Here is a 14,726-nt window from a genome sequence, read left to right as displayed (position 1 = left end):
GTTGCCATGGACCTGGCCAGCGTGCGGCGGGTGCACGTCCGCGTCGAGGGCATCGTGCAGGGGGTCGGCTTCCGGCCGTTCGTGCACGCGCTGGCCGCCGAGTACGACCTGGCCGGCTTCGTCGGCAACGACACGAAGGGCGTCTTCGTCGAGGTCGAAGGGGAGAGAGACCGGCTGGCCGCCTTCGTGGCCGACCTCAGCCGGCGCGCGCCGACCCTCGCCCAGGTCGAGCGGCTCACCACCGAGGCGCTGCCGCCCACCGGCCAGCCCGGCTTCGCCATCGTCACCAGCGTCACCGGCGCCGGCCGGGACGCCCTGATCTCACCGGACACCGCGACCTGCCCGGACTGCCTCGCCGAGCTGTCCGATCCGGCGGACCGCCGTCACGGTTACCCGTTCACCAACTGCACCAACTGCGGCCCGCGGTTCACCATCGTCGAGGACGTCCCGTACGACCGCCGCGCCACCACGATGGCCGAGTTCCCGCTCTGCGCCAACTGCGCCGCCGAGTACGGCGACCCAAGCGACCGCCGCTTCCACGCCGAGCCGGTGTGCTGCCCCGCGTGCGGTCCGACACTCCGGCTCGTCGACGCCGCCCGCGTCCCGGCTTCCGGCGAGCCGATGGACACCGCCGTCGGGTGGCTGCGGGAGGGGCGGATCATCGCGGTGAAGGGCCTCGGTGGCTACCACCTCGCCGCCCGGGCCGACGACGAGCAGGTCGTCTCGACGCTGCGCGCCCGCAAGCACCGGGAGGAGAAACCGTTCGCGGTGATGGCCGCCGACCTGCGGGCGGCGCGCACCCTGGTGGACGTGGCGCCGGCGGCCGTGCCGGTGCTCACCGGCGCCCGCCGTCCCGTGGTGCTGCTGCCCCGCCGGGCCGACGCCCCAGTCGCCGCGTCGGTGGCACCGGGCAACCGCGACCTGGGCGTCATGCTGCCGTACACGCCGCTGCACCAGCTGCTACTCGGTCAACTCGGCATACCCATCGTGCTGACCAGCGGCAACGTCTCCGACGAACCGATCGCGCACCGCGACGACGACGCCCGCCGGCGGCTCGCGCCCATCGCCGACGGGTTCCTCACCCACGACCGGCGGATCCACGTCCGCACCGACGACTCGGTGGTACGCGTCTTCCGGGGCCGGGAGCTGCCGGTGCGGCGGTCCCGCGGTTACGTGCCCGCGCCGGTCACCCTGCCGTGGCGGTTCGACCGGCCGGTGCTGGCTTGCGGCGCGGAGCTGAAGAACACGTTCTGCGTGGCGAAGGGGCGGCGGGCGTTCGTCTCCCACCACATCGGCGACCTGGCCAACTACGAGACGCTGCAAGCGTTCACCGACGGGATCGCACACTTCACCCGGCTCTTCGACGTCCGGCCGGAGATCGTCGCTCACGACCTGCATCCCGAGTACCTGTCCACCAAGTACGCCCTGCAGTGCGACGACGTGGAGCTGCTCGGCGTCCAGCACCACCACGCCCACATCGCGTCCTGCCTGGCCGACAACGGCGAACCCGGACCGGTGATCGGCGTCGCCTTCGACGGTCTCGGGTACGGCCCGGACGGCACCCTCTGGGGAGGGGAGTTGCTCGTCGCGAACCTGGCCGGCTTCGAGCGGGTCGGTCACCTGGCCACCGTCGCCATGCCCGGCGGAGCCGCGGCGGTGCACGAGCCGTGGCGCATGGCGGCGGCCCACCTCGACGACATCTACGGCGAGGCGGTGCCCGACCTGGCGGTGCGGCGCCGACACGAGCGGGACTGGCCGGCGGTCGTGGCGCTGGCACGGACCGGCACGAACTCGCCACGTACCTCCAGCGTGGGGCGCCTGTTCGACGCAGTCTCGGCGCTCCTCGGCCTGCACGACCACGTCACGTACGAAGGACAGGCGGCGATCGCGCTGGAGCAGCGGGCCGATCGTGACGAGCGGGGCGGCTACGCGGTCGAGGCGGCTGGACCGGTGCCGCTCCTGAACGCCGGGCGCGGGCTGGTCCGGTGCGTGGTCGAGGACCTGCTGGCCGGGGTGGAACCCGGCCGGATCGCCGCCCGCTTCCACCACGGTTTGGCCGAGGCCGTGGTGGCGGCGGCCGGAGCCGTGCGAGAGGGCACCGGGCTGGCCACCGTCGCGCTCTCCGGCGGGGTCTTCCAGAACGTGCTGCTGCTCGACCGGGTGGTCAGCGGGCTGGAGCGGGACGGCTTCCGGGCGCTCGTGCACTCGCGGGTGCCGCCCAACGACGGAGGGATCTCCCTCGGCCAGGCCGTGGTGACCGCGGCGCGGGCCGTGCCCGCCGACTGAACGCGCGACCACCGGCCGTCGCGGCACGGGCCGGGCACGCCCGCTGGCCGGCGACCGGCGTCAGCAGATGCGGGGGAGTGGATCGCCGACCAGCATGTCAACCACCCGGGTACCGCCGAACGCCGTGTGGAGCAGCACCATCCCGGGCGGGTCGGCGGCCACGCGGCCGATCACGGCGGCGCCGTCGCCCAGCGGGTGGCCGCGCAGCGCCGCCACGGCGGCCTCCGCCTGCCCGCCGTCCACCACCGCCACCAGGCGGCCCTCGCACGCCACGTAGAGCGGGTCGATGCCGAGCAGCTCGCAGGCGCCGGTCACAGCGGGACGCACCGGCACCGCGGCCTCGTCGACGACGACCGCGACCTGGGCCGCCTGCGCCACCTCGTTGAGGACGGTCGCCACGCCGCCCCGGGTGGCGTCACGCAACAGCCGCACCCCGGGTGCCGCGTCCAGCAGCGCGGCCACCATTCCGGACAGCGCCGCGGTATCCGAGGCCAGGTCGGCGGCGATGTCCAGCTCGCCGCGGGCGAGCATGATGGTGACCCCGTGGTCGCCGATCGGCCCGGAGACGAGGACCGCGTCGCCGGGGCGGACGTGCGCGGTGCCGAGGGCGATCGGCCGTTCCAGCACGCCCACCCCAGCCGTGTTGACGTAGCAGCCGTCGGCCTTGCCCCGCTGCACCACCTTCGTGTCGCCGGTGACCACCTGGACCCCGGCGCGCTGCGCCGCGGCGGCCATGGAGGCGGTGATCCGCCGCAGGTCGGCGACGGGAAAGCCCTCCTCCAGGATGAACCCGGCCGACAGGTACAGCGGCCGGGCGCCGCTGACCGCGAGGTCGTTCACCGTGCCGTTGACCGCGAGATCGCCGAGGTCCCCGCCGGGAAAGAACAACGGCGACACCACGTACGAGTCGGTGGTGAAGGCGAACCGGCCGGTGCCCACCGACAGCACGGCGGCGTCGTCAAGCGCCTCCAGCGTCGGGTTGCGGAACGCCTCGAGGAACAGCCCTTCGACCAGGCTGTGCGTCGCTTTCCCGCCCGCGCCGTGCGCGAGCGTGATCCGGCTCTCCCGGATCTTCGGCGCGTGCCGGCGAGCCCGTTCGATGCGCTTCAGCACCTGCTGCTCCGGCGAGAGCCGCCCCGGCTCGCGCTCGGTCGCCGCCTCCGCCTCGGCCACCGCGCGCTCAGCCCACCCGGCGGTGCGTTCGGTCGTCATACCCGGGCCGCCTCCGTCAGCCGCTGCCGCGTGAAGCGGCCGAAGTTGTAGTAGGCCGCGCACGCGCCCTCGGAGGAGACCATGCACGTGCCAATGGGCGTCTCCGGCGTGCAGGCGGTGCCGAACACCTTGCACTCCCAGGGCTTGAGCACCCCCTTGAGCACCTCGCCGCACTGGCAGGCCTTCGGGTCCGCCACGCGGACCCCGGGAACCTCGAAGATCCGCTCGGCGTCGTACGCCGCGTACTCGTCCCGCACCCGCAGCGCCGAGTGCGAGATGAAGCCGAGGCCGCGCCACTCGAAGTACGGGCGCAGCTGCATGACCTGGCCGATCGCCTCCAGCGCCCGCAGGTTGCCGTCCCACGGGACCACCCGGGTGTACTGGTTCTCTACCTCGCAGCGGCCCTCGGCGAGCTGCTTGAGCAGCATGAAGACTGACTGGAGGAGATCCAGCGGCTCGAACCCGGCACACACCAGCGGTTTGCCGTAGTCACGGGCGATGAACTCGTACGGGCGGCAGCCGATGACGGTGGAGACGTGGCCGGGGCCGAGGAAACCGTCGAGACGCAGATCGGGCGAGTCCAGGATCGCCTTGATCGCCGGCAGGATGGTGACGTGGTTGCAGAACACCGAGAAGTTGTCGATGCCCTCGGCGGCCGCCCGCAGCACGGTCATCGCGGTCGACGGCGACGTGGTCTCGAACCCGATCGCCATGAAGACCACCCGGCGGTCCGGGTTGGTCCGGGCGATCTTCAGGGCGTCCAGCGGCGAGTACACCATCCGGATGTCCGCGCCGGCCGCCTTGGCGTCCAGGAACGAGCCGTTCCCGCCCGGGACCCGCATCATGTCACCGAACGCGGTCATGATGACACCCGGCTCGTTGGCGATGGCGATGGCGTCGTCCACCCGGCCCATCGGGATGACGCAGACCGGGCAGCCCGGCCCGTGTACGAGTGAGACGTTCTCCGGCAGGTAGTCCTCGATCCCGTGCTTGTAGATGGTGTGCGTGTGCCCGCCGCAGACCTCCATGAACTTGTACCGCCGTCCCGGCTCGCACAACGCGGCGATCTGGGTGGCCAACGCCTGGGCCTTCTCCGCGTCGCGGTACTCGTCGACGAAACGCATCTGGTCACCTCCTCTAGGTGATGTCGGATTCGGCGAGCGCCTGCAACTCGTCGGTGTACGCCTGCCCGAGGCCGGTCAACAGCGCCAATGTGGCGGCCGCCTCGGCTTCGTCGATCTTCGACATGGCGAACCCGACGTGGACGAGCACCCAGTCCCCGACGCCGACCTGGTCCGCCTCGAGCAGGCCGATGTTGACCGCCCGCCGCACTCCGACGACGTCGACCACAGCGAGATCGTCGTGACCGGCTTTGATCTCGACGATCTCACCCGGGATACCAAGACACATCGGCTCGTTCGGCCTTTCCGTTCACATCTTCGCGATCTTGATGTAGCGCCTCAGCGCGGGCAGTTCCTTCCAGAACAACCCGACCACGGCGACGCCGACCAGCAACGCCAACAGCTTCCGCACAGCTCACCTCCTTCGGGCCCGTGCCGGATCGGGTCAGCCCGGCGGCAGGTCCGGCATGATCGGCAGGATCGGACCGTGCTTCTCGGGCCGGATGCCGGTCGATCGGCGAGCGTCCACCGTTCCGTCGTCGTGATGGCCCGCCTGCTTCCGCCGCCGGGAATTGCCCTCCTCGACGCCCTTGGTGTGCGCCGGCGCGTCGAGTTCGACATCGGGATCGCCCACCCGGATCTCGCCCATTCCCGCCTCCTCCGTCAGTAGTTTCCGGACGGCCGGTCATGTCGCCGGCCGAGGTCGTCGAAGAACCGGGCGATCTCCCGCCACACCGCGGTTCCCCCGGACATGCCCGTCCAGTGCCGCCGGACGAGCGCCACGAGCCGGTAGCAGTCGTCGACCGGCACCACCCACTGCTGGCCGCCGCCGTGCGAGGTGCCCGTCCACACCAGGACCGCCTCGACCCGTGGCTTCAGCTCGGCCAGCACGGGTGCGCGCGCCTCGATCGCCCGCCACGCGGCGGCGTCGATCTCCGAGACGGTCGCGCCGAGCGGGCTCGGGTAGTGCCCGAGTACCCGGCCGTCGCGCTGCTTCACGAAGAACACCAGGCCGACCGGCACGCCCAGGTCGTCGGCGGACACGCCGGTCAGCCGTCTGCCGCCGGTGGGGACCAGCTGGTACCGGCCGCTGCCGGCCGCCTCGCGCTCGAACAGCAAGGAGCACGCCGTGCAGGCGCACATCAGCTCCCCGTCCTGCTCGTCCCACAGGTGCCGGTGCTCCGGGCCGACCGGCCCGGCGCACATACCGCAACGCTCGGCCGAGGCCGCGCGCTGCCGTGCGCGGTGGATCGCCCGCTGGAGCCCGCCGGCCGTCATGCCGGGCCATCCAATGCCAGCGGTCCCGCGGCCCGCCCCGCCTCGCTCATCGCTGCCGCATCGGTCCGGTCCGGCCGCTGCCACAGGGTGGCGACCGGGATCAGCGCCGGCGCCGGTGCGGGCAACACCACGTCGACGGCGGACAGTTCCGGCGCGAACGTCAACACCTGCTCCCGGATCAGGTCACGCAGGGCCGCCACGCCGCACGAACTGGCGGACAGGCTGATCCGGGCCACCTTGTCCTGGACGCCGATCAGCGCGATCTCGGCGCCCTGCTTGCGCAGCTGCGGCCGGAGGTCGTCGACCGCCCGGGCCACCCGCCGGTCCAGCGGATCCGGGTGGATGCGGTGCAACAGCAGCAGGTGCCGCAGCAGCTCGTCACCGGTGAGCCGGTCGATCGCCAGGGGGCTGCCGGTGGTCAGGTCGGCCACCCGGGCCAGCGCCTCGCCGTACACCTCGGTCAGCAGCTCGACGGCCTCCAGTGCCAGCTCGGCGGTGCGGCCGGGGGTCTGCTCCAACTGGCCGAGCACGGCGTCCAGGCGGGCCAGCCGCGGCTCGACCGCCGCGTCGTCGAGCCGCGCAACGTCGGGCTGCTCACCCATGAGACGCGCCGAACATCGGCGAGTGGATTTTCTTGAGGGTCTGCCCACCGCCGACGTACATGTGCACTCCGCACGGCAGGCAGGGGTCGAAGCTGCGCACGGCCCGCATGATGTCCACGCCCTTGAAGTTGTCCGGGCCGTTCTCCTCGAAGATGGGCGTGTTCTGGATCGCGTCCTCGTAGGGCCCGGGGGTGCCGTAGCTGTCGCGGGGGCTGCCGTTCCACGGCGTCGGCGGGTACGGATGGTAGTTGGCGATCTTGCGGTCCCGGATCACCATGTGGTGCGACAGGATGCCCCGGACTGCCTCGTGGAAGCCGCAGCCGATGGCCTCGTCCGGCACGTCGAACTCGGCGAAGACCCGCATGTCGCCGGCGCGCATCCGCTCCATCGCCCGCTCCAGGAAGTACAGCGACATGGCCGCGGCGTACGCGATGAAGTAGGCCCGCGAGCGGTCCCGCTCCAACGCGTTCGACCACTTCGGGATCTTCCACTCCAGCGTCGTCTCCGGCAGCTCCCGGCTCTTCGGCAGCGAGATCAGCACGCTGTGCCCGGTGGACTTCACGTACGGGGTGTCGACCAGCTTTGCCAGCGCGGTGGTGTACAGCCGGGCAAAGCAGCCGCCACCGGTGTCCAGCGCGAGGTGCTCTCCGCTGCTCTTGTCGAACCAGCGGGGGCTCATCACCCAGCTGTACCGGTCGTCGAAGTCGCGCTTGCCGGGATCGGGGAGGGTGGTCTGGTTCCAGGGGTGGCGGACGTCGACCGGATTGCCCAGCGGGTCGTACTTGACGAACGGCTCCTCCTGGCCGGCCCAGTCCTTGTAGTAAGAGCTGCCGAGCAGGATCCGGATGCCGAGGTTGATGTCCACCAGGTCCGTGGTGAGCAGCTTGCCGTCGACCACGATCCCGGGGGAGACGTGCATGGCCCGCCCCCAGTTCGTCATGGTCTCGTAGCGGTAGTCCACGACGTCGGGATTCTGGAACGCGCCCCAGCAGCCGAGCAAGACCCGGCGGCGGCCGACCTCCTCGTAGCCGGGCAGCGCCTCGTACCAGAAGTCGAAGATGTCGTCGTTCATGGCGACGGCCTTCTTGACGAAGTCGAGGATGCTGATCAGCCGGCTCAGGTAGTCGGTGAACAGGGTCGGCTGTGGCATGGTGCCAACACCGCCGGGATAGACCGTCGACGGGTGGACGTGCCGGCCCTCCATGAGGCAGAACATCTCCCGGGTCGTCCGGCTGACCTTCAGCGCCTCCTTGTAGACCTCGCCCTCGAACGGGTTGTACGCCCGCATTATGTCGGCGATCGTCCGGTAGCCGTGGATGTCCCGGCCCGGCGCCGCGGTGGCCTCCGCACGGGCGAGCACGCTGGGGTTGGTCTGCTTGACCATCGCCTCACAGAAATCGACGAAGACGAGATTGTCCTGGAAGAGGGTGTGGTCGAACATGTACTCGGCAGCCTCACCGAGGTTGATGATCCACTCCGCGAGCGGCGGGGTCTTGATGCCGTACGCCATGTTCTGCGCATAGACGGAGCAGGTCGTGTGGTTGTCGCCGCAGATGCCGCAGATCCGGCTGGTGATGAAGCCCGCGTCGCGCGGGTCCTTGCCCTTCATGAACACCGAGTAGCCCCGGAACAGCGACGACGTGGTGTGGCATTCGGCGACCACCCGGTTCGCAAAGTCGATCTTCGTGTAGACGCCGAGGTTGCCGATGATCCGGGTGATCGGATCCCACGCCATCTCCACCAGCTCGCCGGGCTTCTGGCCGGCGGCCGGCTTCGGCTTCGTCGCGGTCACGGCTTGTTCCTCTCCATTGCCGCCTGTCGGCGGGGATCTGCCGGACCGTACGGGCGCCAGCGGGGGTTGTAGCCACTGGTGAGCTCAGGCCCGTTGTGGTGCCACTTCGGTTCGCGGTTGGCGGTGGCGTTCGTGATGCCGCGAAGGCGGCGGATCACGGCGCCGTAGGGCTTGATGAGCAGGGTGGACAGGCTGCCACCGGGCGGCATGTCCATGAACGGCATGAACTTGTCGGGGAAGCCCGGCATGGTGCAGCCGATGCAGATGCCGCCGACGTTGGGGCAGCCCCCGACGCCGCCCATCCAGCCGCGCTTCGGGACGTTGCAGTTGATGACCGGTCCCCAGCAGCCGATCTTCACCTGGCACTTGGGCGAGTTGTAGTCCTTCGCGAAGTCGGCCTGTTCGTAGTAGGCGGCCCGGTCGCAGCCTTCGTGCACGGTCTTGCCGAACAGCCACTGCGGCCGCAGCATGTGGTCCAGCGGCGGCGGCGGCGCCGAGCCGGCGGCGTGATAGAGCACCCAGGTCAGGGTCTCCATGAAGTTCTCCGGCTGGATCGGGCAGCCGGGCACGTTGACGATCGGCAGTCCCCCCTGGGATCGGAAGTCCCACCCGAGATAGTCCGCCAGGCCCATGCACCCCGTCGGGTTACCGGCCATGGCGTGGATCCCGCCGTACGTCGCGCAGGTGCCGGCCGCGACCACCGCCCACGCCTTCGGCGCCAGCTGGTCGATCCACCAGTTCAAGGTCAGCGGCTCACCGGTCTTCTCGTCATTGCCGAACGACGTCCAGTACCCGTCCCCGTTGATGTTCTCGTTCGGGATCGACCCCTCGATGACCAGAATGAACGGCTCGGTCATCTCCCCACGAGCCGCTCTCCGGTACGGCGCCAGGAACTCCTCGCCGCCGACCGCCGGCGACAACACCTTGTTGTGCAGGTTCACCTTCGGCAGACCGGGAACGAGCCCGAGAACGATGTCCTCGATCGCCGGCTGGCCGGAGGCCGTCATCGACACGGTGTCCCCGTCACAACTCATGCCCTCGGAGATCCAGAGAATGGTGACCTCGTCGAACCCGTGCTCCTGCGGGATCACCGCGGCGCCGCGGCTGCTCTGCGTCATGTGCGTGGCCTCCCTTGCCTCCGGTCCCGCAGCCGGTCCCAGATGGCCGCGACGGGCGCTGCGAGCGTCAATGCCGGCGGCTTGTCCGGCGCATGCGGGTGCGGGCGCGTCGGCGCCCGCTGCTTGCCCTGGTCGATCTCCTGGCCCAGCTCGAGCAGGGACTGCTCGTCCGCGCGGGCCGACAGCTGCGGCATGAGCTCGTTCTCGTCGTCCTGCACGTGCCGGGCGACGGCGGACGCCAGCCGTTCCATCAACCCGTCCTGGGCCGAATCGCCGGCCCGGCAGCGGTCGAGTTCGAGGAGCAGCTCCTTGATGGGCCGGTGTCCGGCCAGGGCCCGGTCGACCTGCCCGTCGGCCAGCACCTGCGCGGCGAACGGGTAGACGAGCACCTCCTCCAGCGCGGCGTGCTTCGACAGCTCGCGGACGAGGATCTCCACGACGCCGCGGCGCTGCGCGTCCGACTCCGCCGCCTGATAGTCGCGGAACAGTTGCTCGACCACGCGGTGGTCGTGCCGCAGCACCTCGATGGCGTCCATCAGACCGCCCCCAGCTCGCGGGTCTCCACCGTGATCGATTCCAGCACCACGTCGTCGCTGCCGGCCACGTCGACGTCCACACCCCCGCACTGCGGACAGGCCACCATCGCGAGGTGGTCGTCGACCGGCCCGCTGCGACCGCACTCATGGCAGGCCACCGTCATGGGCTCCAGCACCAGGTCGACGGCGGTGTCCGCGGCTACCGTGCCCGCCGCGGCCAGCTGGATGCCCTGCGTGACGACGCCGGGGTCGACCGCATGACCACCGATGCGCACCCGCAGCCCAGTGACCCGGCGGCCGGCCGCGCGGCGTACCGCCGCCGCCACGATCGCCTCGGACAGACCAGTCTCATGCACGCGTGCCCACCTCCCGTTCGCTGCCGTCCACGGGCGTGCCCGGTGCGGCGCATTCGCCGCGGGCCAGCCGCGCAGTTTCCTCCCGGACGATCCCGACCACCGTCCGGACCGCCTCGTCGACTGCGGCGGCCACCGGGGCCGACAACCCCATCCGCTCCTCGAGGACGGCGGGTCGGCAACCCACCACCAGGACGCGGTCGATGCTTCCGCCCAGACCGCGCAGGAGGCGCAGCACCGACTCGGGATCCATGCCGTGGGCGTCGGCGGCCGGCGCGTCGAGCACGTCGGCCGGACGCACTGTCCAACCCGGGTCGTCCAGGTCCACCCGAAGCACGGCCAACGTCCCGGGCGGCTCATCCAGCGGCAACGCGTCCACCAGGACCAGCACGTCGTGGCGGCCGTCCAGCAGATCGTAGGCCAGATGCATCCCCCGGATGCCGTAATCGGACACATCTACCCCCGGCGGAAGGACCGCCTCCCGCAGACGCCGGACCACCTCCACACCGAACGCGTCGTCGCCGAGGAAGATATTGCCGATTCCGGCGACCAGGATCCGCCCGCGGTCCGGGCTGCTCACGGCGCCGCCACCTCCCCCGTCAGCGGTTCGACCTCCTCGGGCCGGAAGTGGCGCAAGCGCCCGTACCACTGGTGCAACTCCGCGCCCGGGTCGTCGTCCACCGTCACGGCCAGGAACCGCGACCCGTCCACGTCCAGCAGCACCTGCTCCACCCGGGCGGTGCGCCCGTCGAGGAACATGTCGTGCGCGTCCGTGCCACGCCGGCGGGGCCGCAGCCGCACCCGGCTGCCGCGCGCCAGCCGGGTGCCCGCGACCAGCACCGTCTCCGCCTCCGCCTCCGGGGACATGCCCGCAGCGGACTCCCACCACGGTCGCTCCGGCTCCGGGCCGGCGTCGCCGTCCCGGCGTACCGGCGTCAGTGTCCGGATCGCGCCGTGCAACCGTTCGAGCACCTCGGGCGGCATGGCGTCGACCCGGTCGACGATGGCGGCCGCCCGGGGATCGGTGGCCCGCGCCTCCCGCTTCTCGGCGTCGGAGAGCGTAAGCGTACGCAGCGAGAGGATCTCGTCGATCTCCGTCGCGTCGTGCAGGTCGCCGGGGCTCTCCGGCGCGATCTGCGGGTGGTCGTAGAGGATGATCGGCGAGGAGACCAGCACGCCGTCGGTGCCGGGCGCGCCAGCGAGCACCGGGAATGTATGCACGTTGCGGCACTCTCGCGCCGCAGGCGCCGCCCACTCGGGCGGGTCGAGCAGCGACAGGAACCGCCCCCCATCGACCGCGACCAGCGTGTGGGCCGCCAACAGGCAGCGGCGCAAGGCCTCGTCCCGGCAGCGCTCCGGTCCGGTGGTGCGATCCGTGTTCGCCACGTGGATCCTCAGCCGCAGCAACCGGAAGGGCGCCTCGGCCGGGACGGCGGAGACGGTGATCGACGCGGACAACGGCCAGCGGCGGCGTACCACCCGGCCGGCCGGTTCACCCCGGTCGTCGACCAGCGGCGCGACGTCCTCCCCGCCCGGCGCCCGCAGGTCGAGGCGGCGGCCCCGCCGCAGGTCGCCGACCGAAGCCTCGATGTCATACTGCCGCGGCACCGCCTCGTCGAAGCTGAGCTCCGTGCGGTCGCCGACCTCGATCCGGTCGACCGGCCGGTATCCGCCGTCGGCCGTCCGGCGCTCGGTCACCTTGCGTTGCAGCTGCAGGAACCGCAACCGGACGCGGACCACCGCCGTGTCCGACGCCTCCAGCAGGCACTCGGTCTGCTGCCACGGCGACTCCGCGGAGCCCGCCACGCCGGTGTCGTCCAGTCCGTGCGCCTCGCCCCAGTCCGGCGGCACAAGGACACCGAACTGCCACCGGACCCGGTTCTTGCCAGATGATCGCCGGTAGGGGTACAGCAGGTATCCCTCGTACAGGATCGCGTCCGCGATCGCCTCGACGCCGTCGAGGCGCAGGGTGGAGCGGTCGGTCCGCACGGCACTCAAACCCCTTTCCGGGCACGCAGGGACCGCTCCGACGAGCGGTCACCCCGGTGTAGCCCGTCCGCCCGGCCGGCCGTAAGTGCGCGCCGCCGCTAGGTGACGGCAGCGCTCACACGACCGGGTGAGCCGACCGCCGGGTCCGGCGCTCAGACCCATCCGGACCTGGGATCACAGTCACCGCATGGCAACTGGCCAGGATCGTGGTCACGACCTTGCGGACGGCCTCAGGCTCTGGTGGGCTGGCCTTCCGCTCGGTGAACAGCAGGTGGGCGGCGCCGATCAAGGTGAGCGCGAGCGTGTCCATGTCGGTGTCGGACGCGATTCGGCCCTGGTCGCGCTCGGCCGTCAGGTAGCCCGCTATCGTCGCTGCGCCTTCGCCGACGAGCGGCAACCGGGATCACGCTGGGTCTGGCCCTGCTCGGCGGGGTGCTGCGGCAACGCACCGGCTTTGGCCTCAACGCCGCCCGCCTGTCCTCCGGTGTCACCATCCTCGGTGCCGGCATGGAGTTCGACGTCATCGCCGCCGTGGTGATCGGCGGGTCCCAGAAACGTCAGGACTGCTGCCAGCGGACGTCGCCGCCGACGACGGTCGTCATGACCTTGGTGTGCAGCATCGCCTCCGGCGACTCCCGGTAGGGATCCGTGTCCACCGCGATGAAGTCGGCAAGTTTGCCGGGCGCGAGGATGCCCTTGCGGTCCTCCTCGCCGGCAGCGCAGGCAGCGCCCAGCGTGTGGGCGCTGACAGCCTCGGCCATACTCAGCCGCTGCTCGGGCTGCCAGCCACCGACGGGTGTGCCGTCGGGGCGGGCACGGGTTACCGCGGCGTACAGCGCGGCGAAGGGGTTGGGACTTTCGACGGGGGCGTCGGACCCGAACGCCAGCGCGACGCCGGCGTTCAGCATCCCGCACCAGGCGTAGGAGGCCAGATCGTGGCCAGCCAGCAGGGAGTCGACCAGATCGATGTCGCTGGTGCAGTGCACCGGCTGCATCGAGGCGACGATGCCCAGCGTGGCCATCCTGGCCAGGTCGGCGGGTCGCAGGTGCTGCGCGTGCTCAATGCGGTGCCGCAACCCCGCCGTGCGGCCGACCGTCTCGTAGGCGCCGATGACCAGGTGGTTGGCCCGGTCGCCGATGGCGTGCGTGGCCACCGCGATGCCGGCACCAGCGGCACGGGCAAACAGCCTGACCAGATCCTCGTACGGGGTGACCGCGATCCCCACGTTGCCGTGCTCGCCAGCAAAGGACTTGCTCATGTGGCAGGTGTGTGAGCCGAGTGCCCCGTCGCTGAAGATCTTCACGGGCCCGGTGCGGATCCAGTCGTCGCCGTCCCCGGTGCGGCGGCCCTCGGCGATGGCCGCCTCCAGGTGAACCATCGGGATCGCCTTGTGGACGCGCAGTTTCAGCTCGCCCGCCTCGCGCAGAGCGAGGTAAGCGGCGCGGCAGTCCTCGCCGTCGATGTCGTGCACGCTGGTCAGGCCGAGCGCGAGCAGCTCCTCCTGCGCGGCGTGCAGCAGGTCGCGCAGGTCGGGGGAGACCATGAGGTCGCGCAGCGGGTCCGAGGCCACCTCGCGCAAGATGCCGGTCGGCTCGCCGCTCGCGTCCCTGACGATCTCGCCGCCCACGGGGTCGGGAGTGCTCGCGTCGATACCGGCCAGCCGCAGGGCCGCCGAGTTGGCCCACACCGTGTGGCCGTCCACGCTGGGCAACGCGATCGGCAGCTCGGGACAGGCCGAGTCCAGGGCGTACCTGTCCGGCTGCGCTGGCGGATCCCAGGTGTTGCTGTTCCACCGGCCGCCGAACAGCCAGGCGCCCGGCCGCAGCCGTGCCGCGTGCGCGGCCACCATGGAGAGGGCCTCGTCCAAGCAGCGCGCCCCGCGCAGGTCCACGGCGCCCAGGCTCTGCGCGTACTGCGCCGTGTGGATGTGGGCGTCGTAGAGCCCGGGGAGCACTGCGGCGCCCTCCAGGTCGATCAGCTCCGCTGCCCGGCCAGCGGCCTCGCGCACCTCCGCCTCCCCGCCGACGGCCAGCAGGCGATCGCCGTCCACAGCCATGGCCTTGGCCGACGGGTTGCCGCTGTCTCCCGTGTGGATGGCGGCATTGCGGTACACGCGGATGCTCATCTGACTCTCACGGTCTCGAGGGGCGGTGGCCCACCACAGTAATCGGCGTCACGCCCGTGCATGGTCCGCCGACAGACGCCGTAGAAGGCCGGGCTGTGTTCCACCGCCGGCGAGGTGCATGGCGAAGATTCGCCGAACGACCGGCGCGGTTCGCGGGTCCGAGTGCGTCAGGTCGCCGCGCCGGGTCCGGGAAGCAGGTCGACGTCGCCGGCGTGCATCGGCTCGCCGCAGTGTGCGGAGCGCAGGTCGACACTGCTGACCTCGCCACATGCGTGGTGGCGGTACAGCACTGGCGCGCCGACCGCGACAGGCT

16 protein-coding genes are annotated in these 14,726 nt (G+C 71.4%); 1 reads left to right on the top strand and 15 read right to left on the bottom strand.

The window, feature by feature from the left end:
- Positions 1-6 precede the first annotated feature (6 nt).
- Complete coding sequence (gene hypF, locus ACZ6S5_RS27425) at positions 7-2,286, top strand: carbamoyltransferase HypF (RefSeq protein ID WP_466004940.1); 2,280 nt, start codon at positions 7-9, stop codon at positions 2,284-2,286.
- A gap of 60 nt (positions 2,287-2,346) precedes the next feature.
- Here the strand turns inward: hypF and hypE are convergent, their stop codons facing one another.
- The 15 genes from hypE to ACZ6S5_RS27350 form a co-directional block, all read right to left on the bottom strand.
- A complete protein-coding gene (hypE, locus tag ACZ6S5_RS27420) occupies positions 2,347-3,498 on the bottom strand; it encodes a hydrogenase expression/formation protein HypE (protein ID WP_466004938.1) in 1,152 nt (383 codons plus the stop codon).
- On the bottom strand, positions 3,495-4,622 hold the full coding sequence (gene hypD, locus ACZ6S5_RS27415) for a hydrogenase formation protein HypD (RefSeq protein WP_466004936.1): 1,128 nt from the start codon (positions 4,620-4,622) through the stop codon (positions 3,495-3,497). Before hypD ends, hypE begins: the two co-directional genes overlap by 4 nt.
- Positions 4,623-4,635: 13 nt before the next feature.
- Positions 4,636-4,908, bottom strand: a complete 273-nt coding sequence (locus tag ACZ6S5_RS27410) for a HypC/HybG/HupF family hydrogenase formation chaperone (RefSeq protein WP_466004934.1) — start codon at positions 4,906-4,908, stop codon at positions 4,636-4,638.
- Positions 4,909-4,929: 21 nt separating this feature from the next.
- Entirely contained in the window at positions 4,930-5,031 is a 102-nt protein-coding gene (locus tag ACZ6S5_RS27405) for a DUF6893 family small protein (protein ID WP_466004932.1), read from the bottom strand.
- A gap of 33 nt (positions 5,032-5,064) precedes the next feature.
- Positions 5,065-5,268 carry a hypothetical protein gene (locus ACZ6S5_RS27400; RefSeq protein ID WP_466004930.1) on the bottom strand — a complete coding sequence of 68 codons (204 nt, stop codon included), beginning with the start codon at positions 5,266-5,268 and terminating at the stop codon, positions 5,065-5,067.
- 14 nt (positions 5,269-5,282) lie between these two features.
- Positions 5,283-5,897 (bottom strand): DUF5947 family protein, encoded by a 615-nt coding sequence (locus tag ACZ6S5_RS27395; protein WP_466004928.1) that lies wholly within the window; start codon positions 5,895-5,897, stop codon positions 5,283-5,285.
- On the bottom strand, positions 5,894-6,499 hold the full coding sequence (locus ACZ6S5_RS27390; RefSeq protein WP_466004926.1) for a hypothetical protein: 606 nt from the start codon (positions 6,497-6,499) through the stop codon (positions 5,894-5,896). The genes ACZ6S5_RS27395 and ACZ6S5_RS27390 overlap by 4 nt, the downstream gene beginning before the upstream one ends.
- Positions 6,492-8,291, bottom strand: coding sequence for a nickel-dependent hydrogenase large subunit (locus ACZ6S5_RS27385; protein ID WP_466004924.1), 1,800 nt, complete (start codon positions 8,289-8,291; stop codon positions 6,492-6,494). Before ACZ6S5_RS27385 ends, ACZ6S5_RS27390 begins: the two co-directional genes overlap by 8 nt.
- A complete protein-coding gene (locus tag ACZ6S5_RS27380) occupies positions 8,288-9,409 on the bottom strand; it encodes an NADH-quinone oxidoreductase subunit B family protein (RefSeq protein ID WP_466004922.1) in 1,122 nt (373 codons plus the stop codon). The genes ACZ6S5_RS27385 and ACZ6S5_RS27380 overlap by 4 nt, the downstream gene beginning before the upstream one ends.
- The gene (locus ACZ6S5_RS27375; RefSeq protein ID WP_466004921.1) at positions 9,406-9,945 is read right to left on the bottom strand and encodes a hemerythrin domain-containing protein; all 540 of its coding nucleotides are present in this window, start codon (positions 9,943-9,945) and stop codon (positions 9,406-9,408) included. Before ACZ6S5_RS27375 ends, ACZ6S5_RS27380 begins: the two co-directional genes overlap by 4 nt.
- Positions 9,945-10,301, bottom strand: coding sequence for a hydrogenase/urease maturation nickel metallochaperone HypA (locus tag ACZ6S5_RS27370; protein ID WP_466004919.1), 357 nt, complete (start codon positions 10,299-10,301; stop codon positions 9,945-9,947). Before ACZ6S5_RS27370 ends, ACZ6S5_RS27375 begins: the two co-directional genes overlap by 1 nt.
- Positions 10,294-10,878, bottom strand: a complete 585-nt coding sequence (locus ACZ6S5_RS27365; RefSeq protein WP_466004917.1) for a hydrogenase maturation protease — start codon at positions 10,876-10,878, stop codon at positions 10,294-10,296. Before ACZ6S5_RS27365 ends, ACZ6S5_RS27370 begins: the two co-directional genes overlap by 8 nt.
- The gene (locus ACZ6S5_RS27360; RefSeq protein ID WP_466004915.1) at positions 10,875-12,287 is read right to left on the bottom strand and encodes a hypothetical protein; all 1,413 of its coding nucleotides are present in this window, start codon (positions 12,285-12,287) and stop codon (positions 10,875-10,877) included. Before ACZ6S5_RS27360 ends, ACZ6S5_RS27365 begins: the two co-directional genes overlap by 4 nt.
- Before the next feature lie 115 nt (positions 12,288-12,402).
- Positions 12,403-12,684 carry a hypothetical protein gene (locus ACZ6S5_RS27355; RefSeq protein WP_466004913.1) on the bottom strand — a complete coding sequence of 94 codons (282 nt, stop codon included), beginning with the start codon at positions 12,682-12,684 and terminating at the stop codon, positions 12,403-12,405.
- A gap of 160 nt (positions 12,685-12,844) precedes the next feature.
- Entirely contained in the window at positions 12,845-14,413 is a 1,569-nt protein-coding gene (locus ACZ6S5_RS27350; protein ID WP_466004911.1) for an amidohydrolase, read from the bottom strand.
- Between the last annotated feature and the right edge of the window lie 313 nt (positions 14,414-14,726).

The sequence above is a fragment of the Micromonospora sp. NPDC051924 genome, assembly GCF_055586005.1.
Note: the sequence above shows the minus strand (reverse complement) of the source record. Positions and strands in the feature narration are given on the sequence as shown.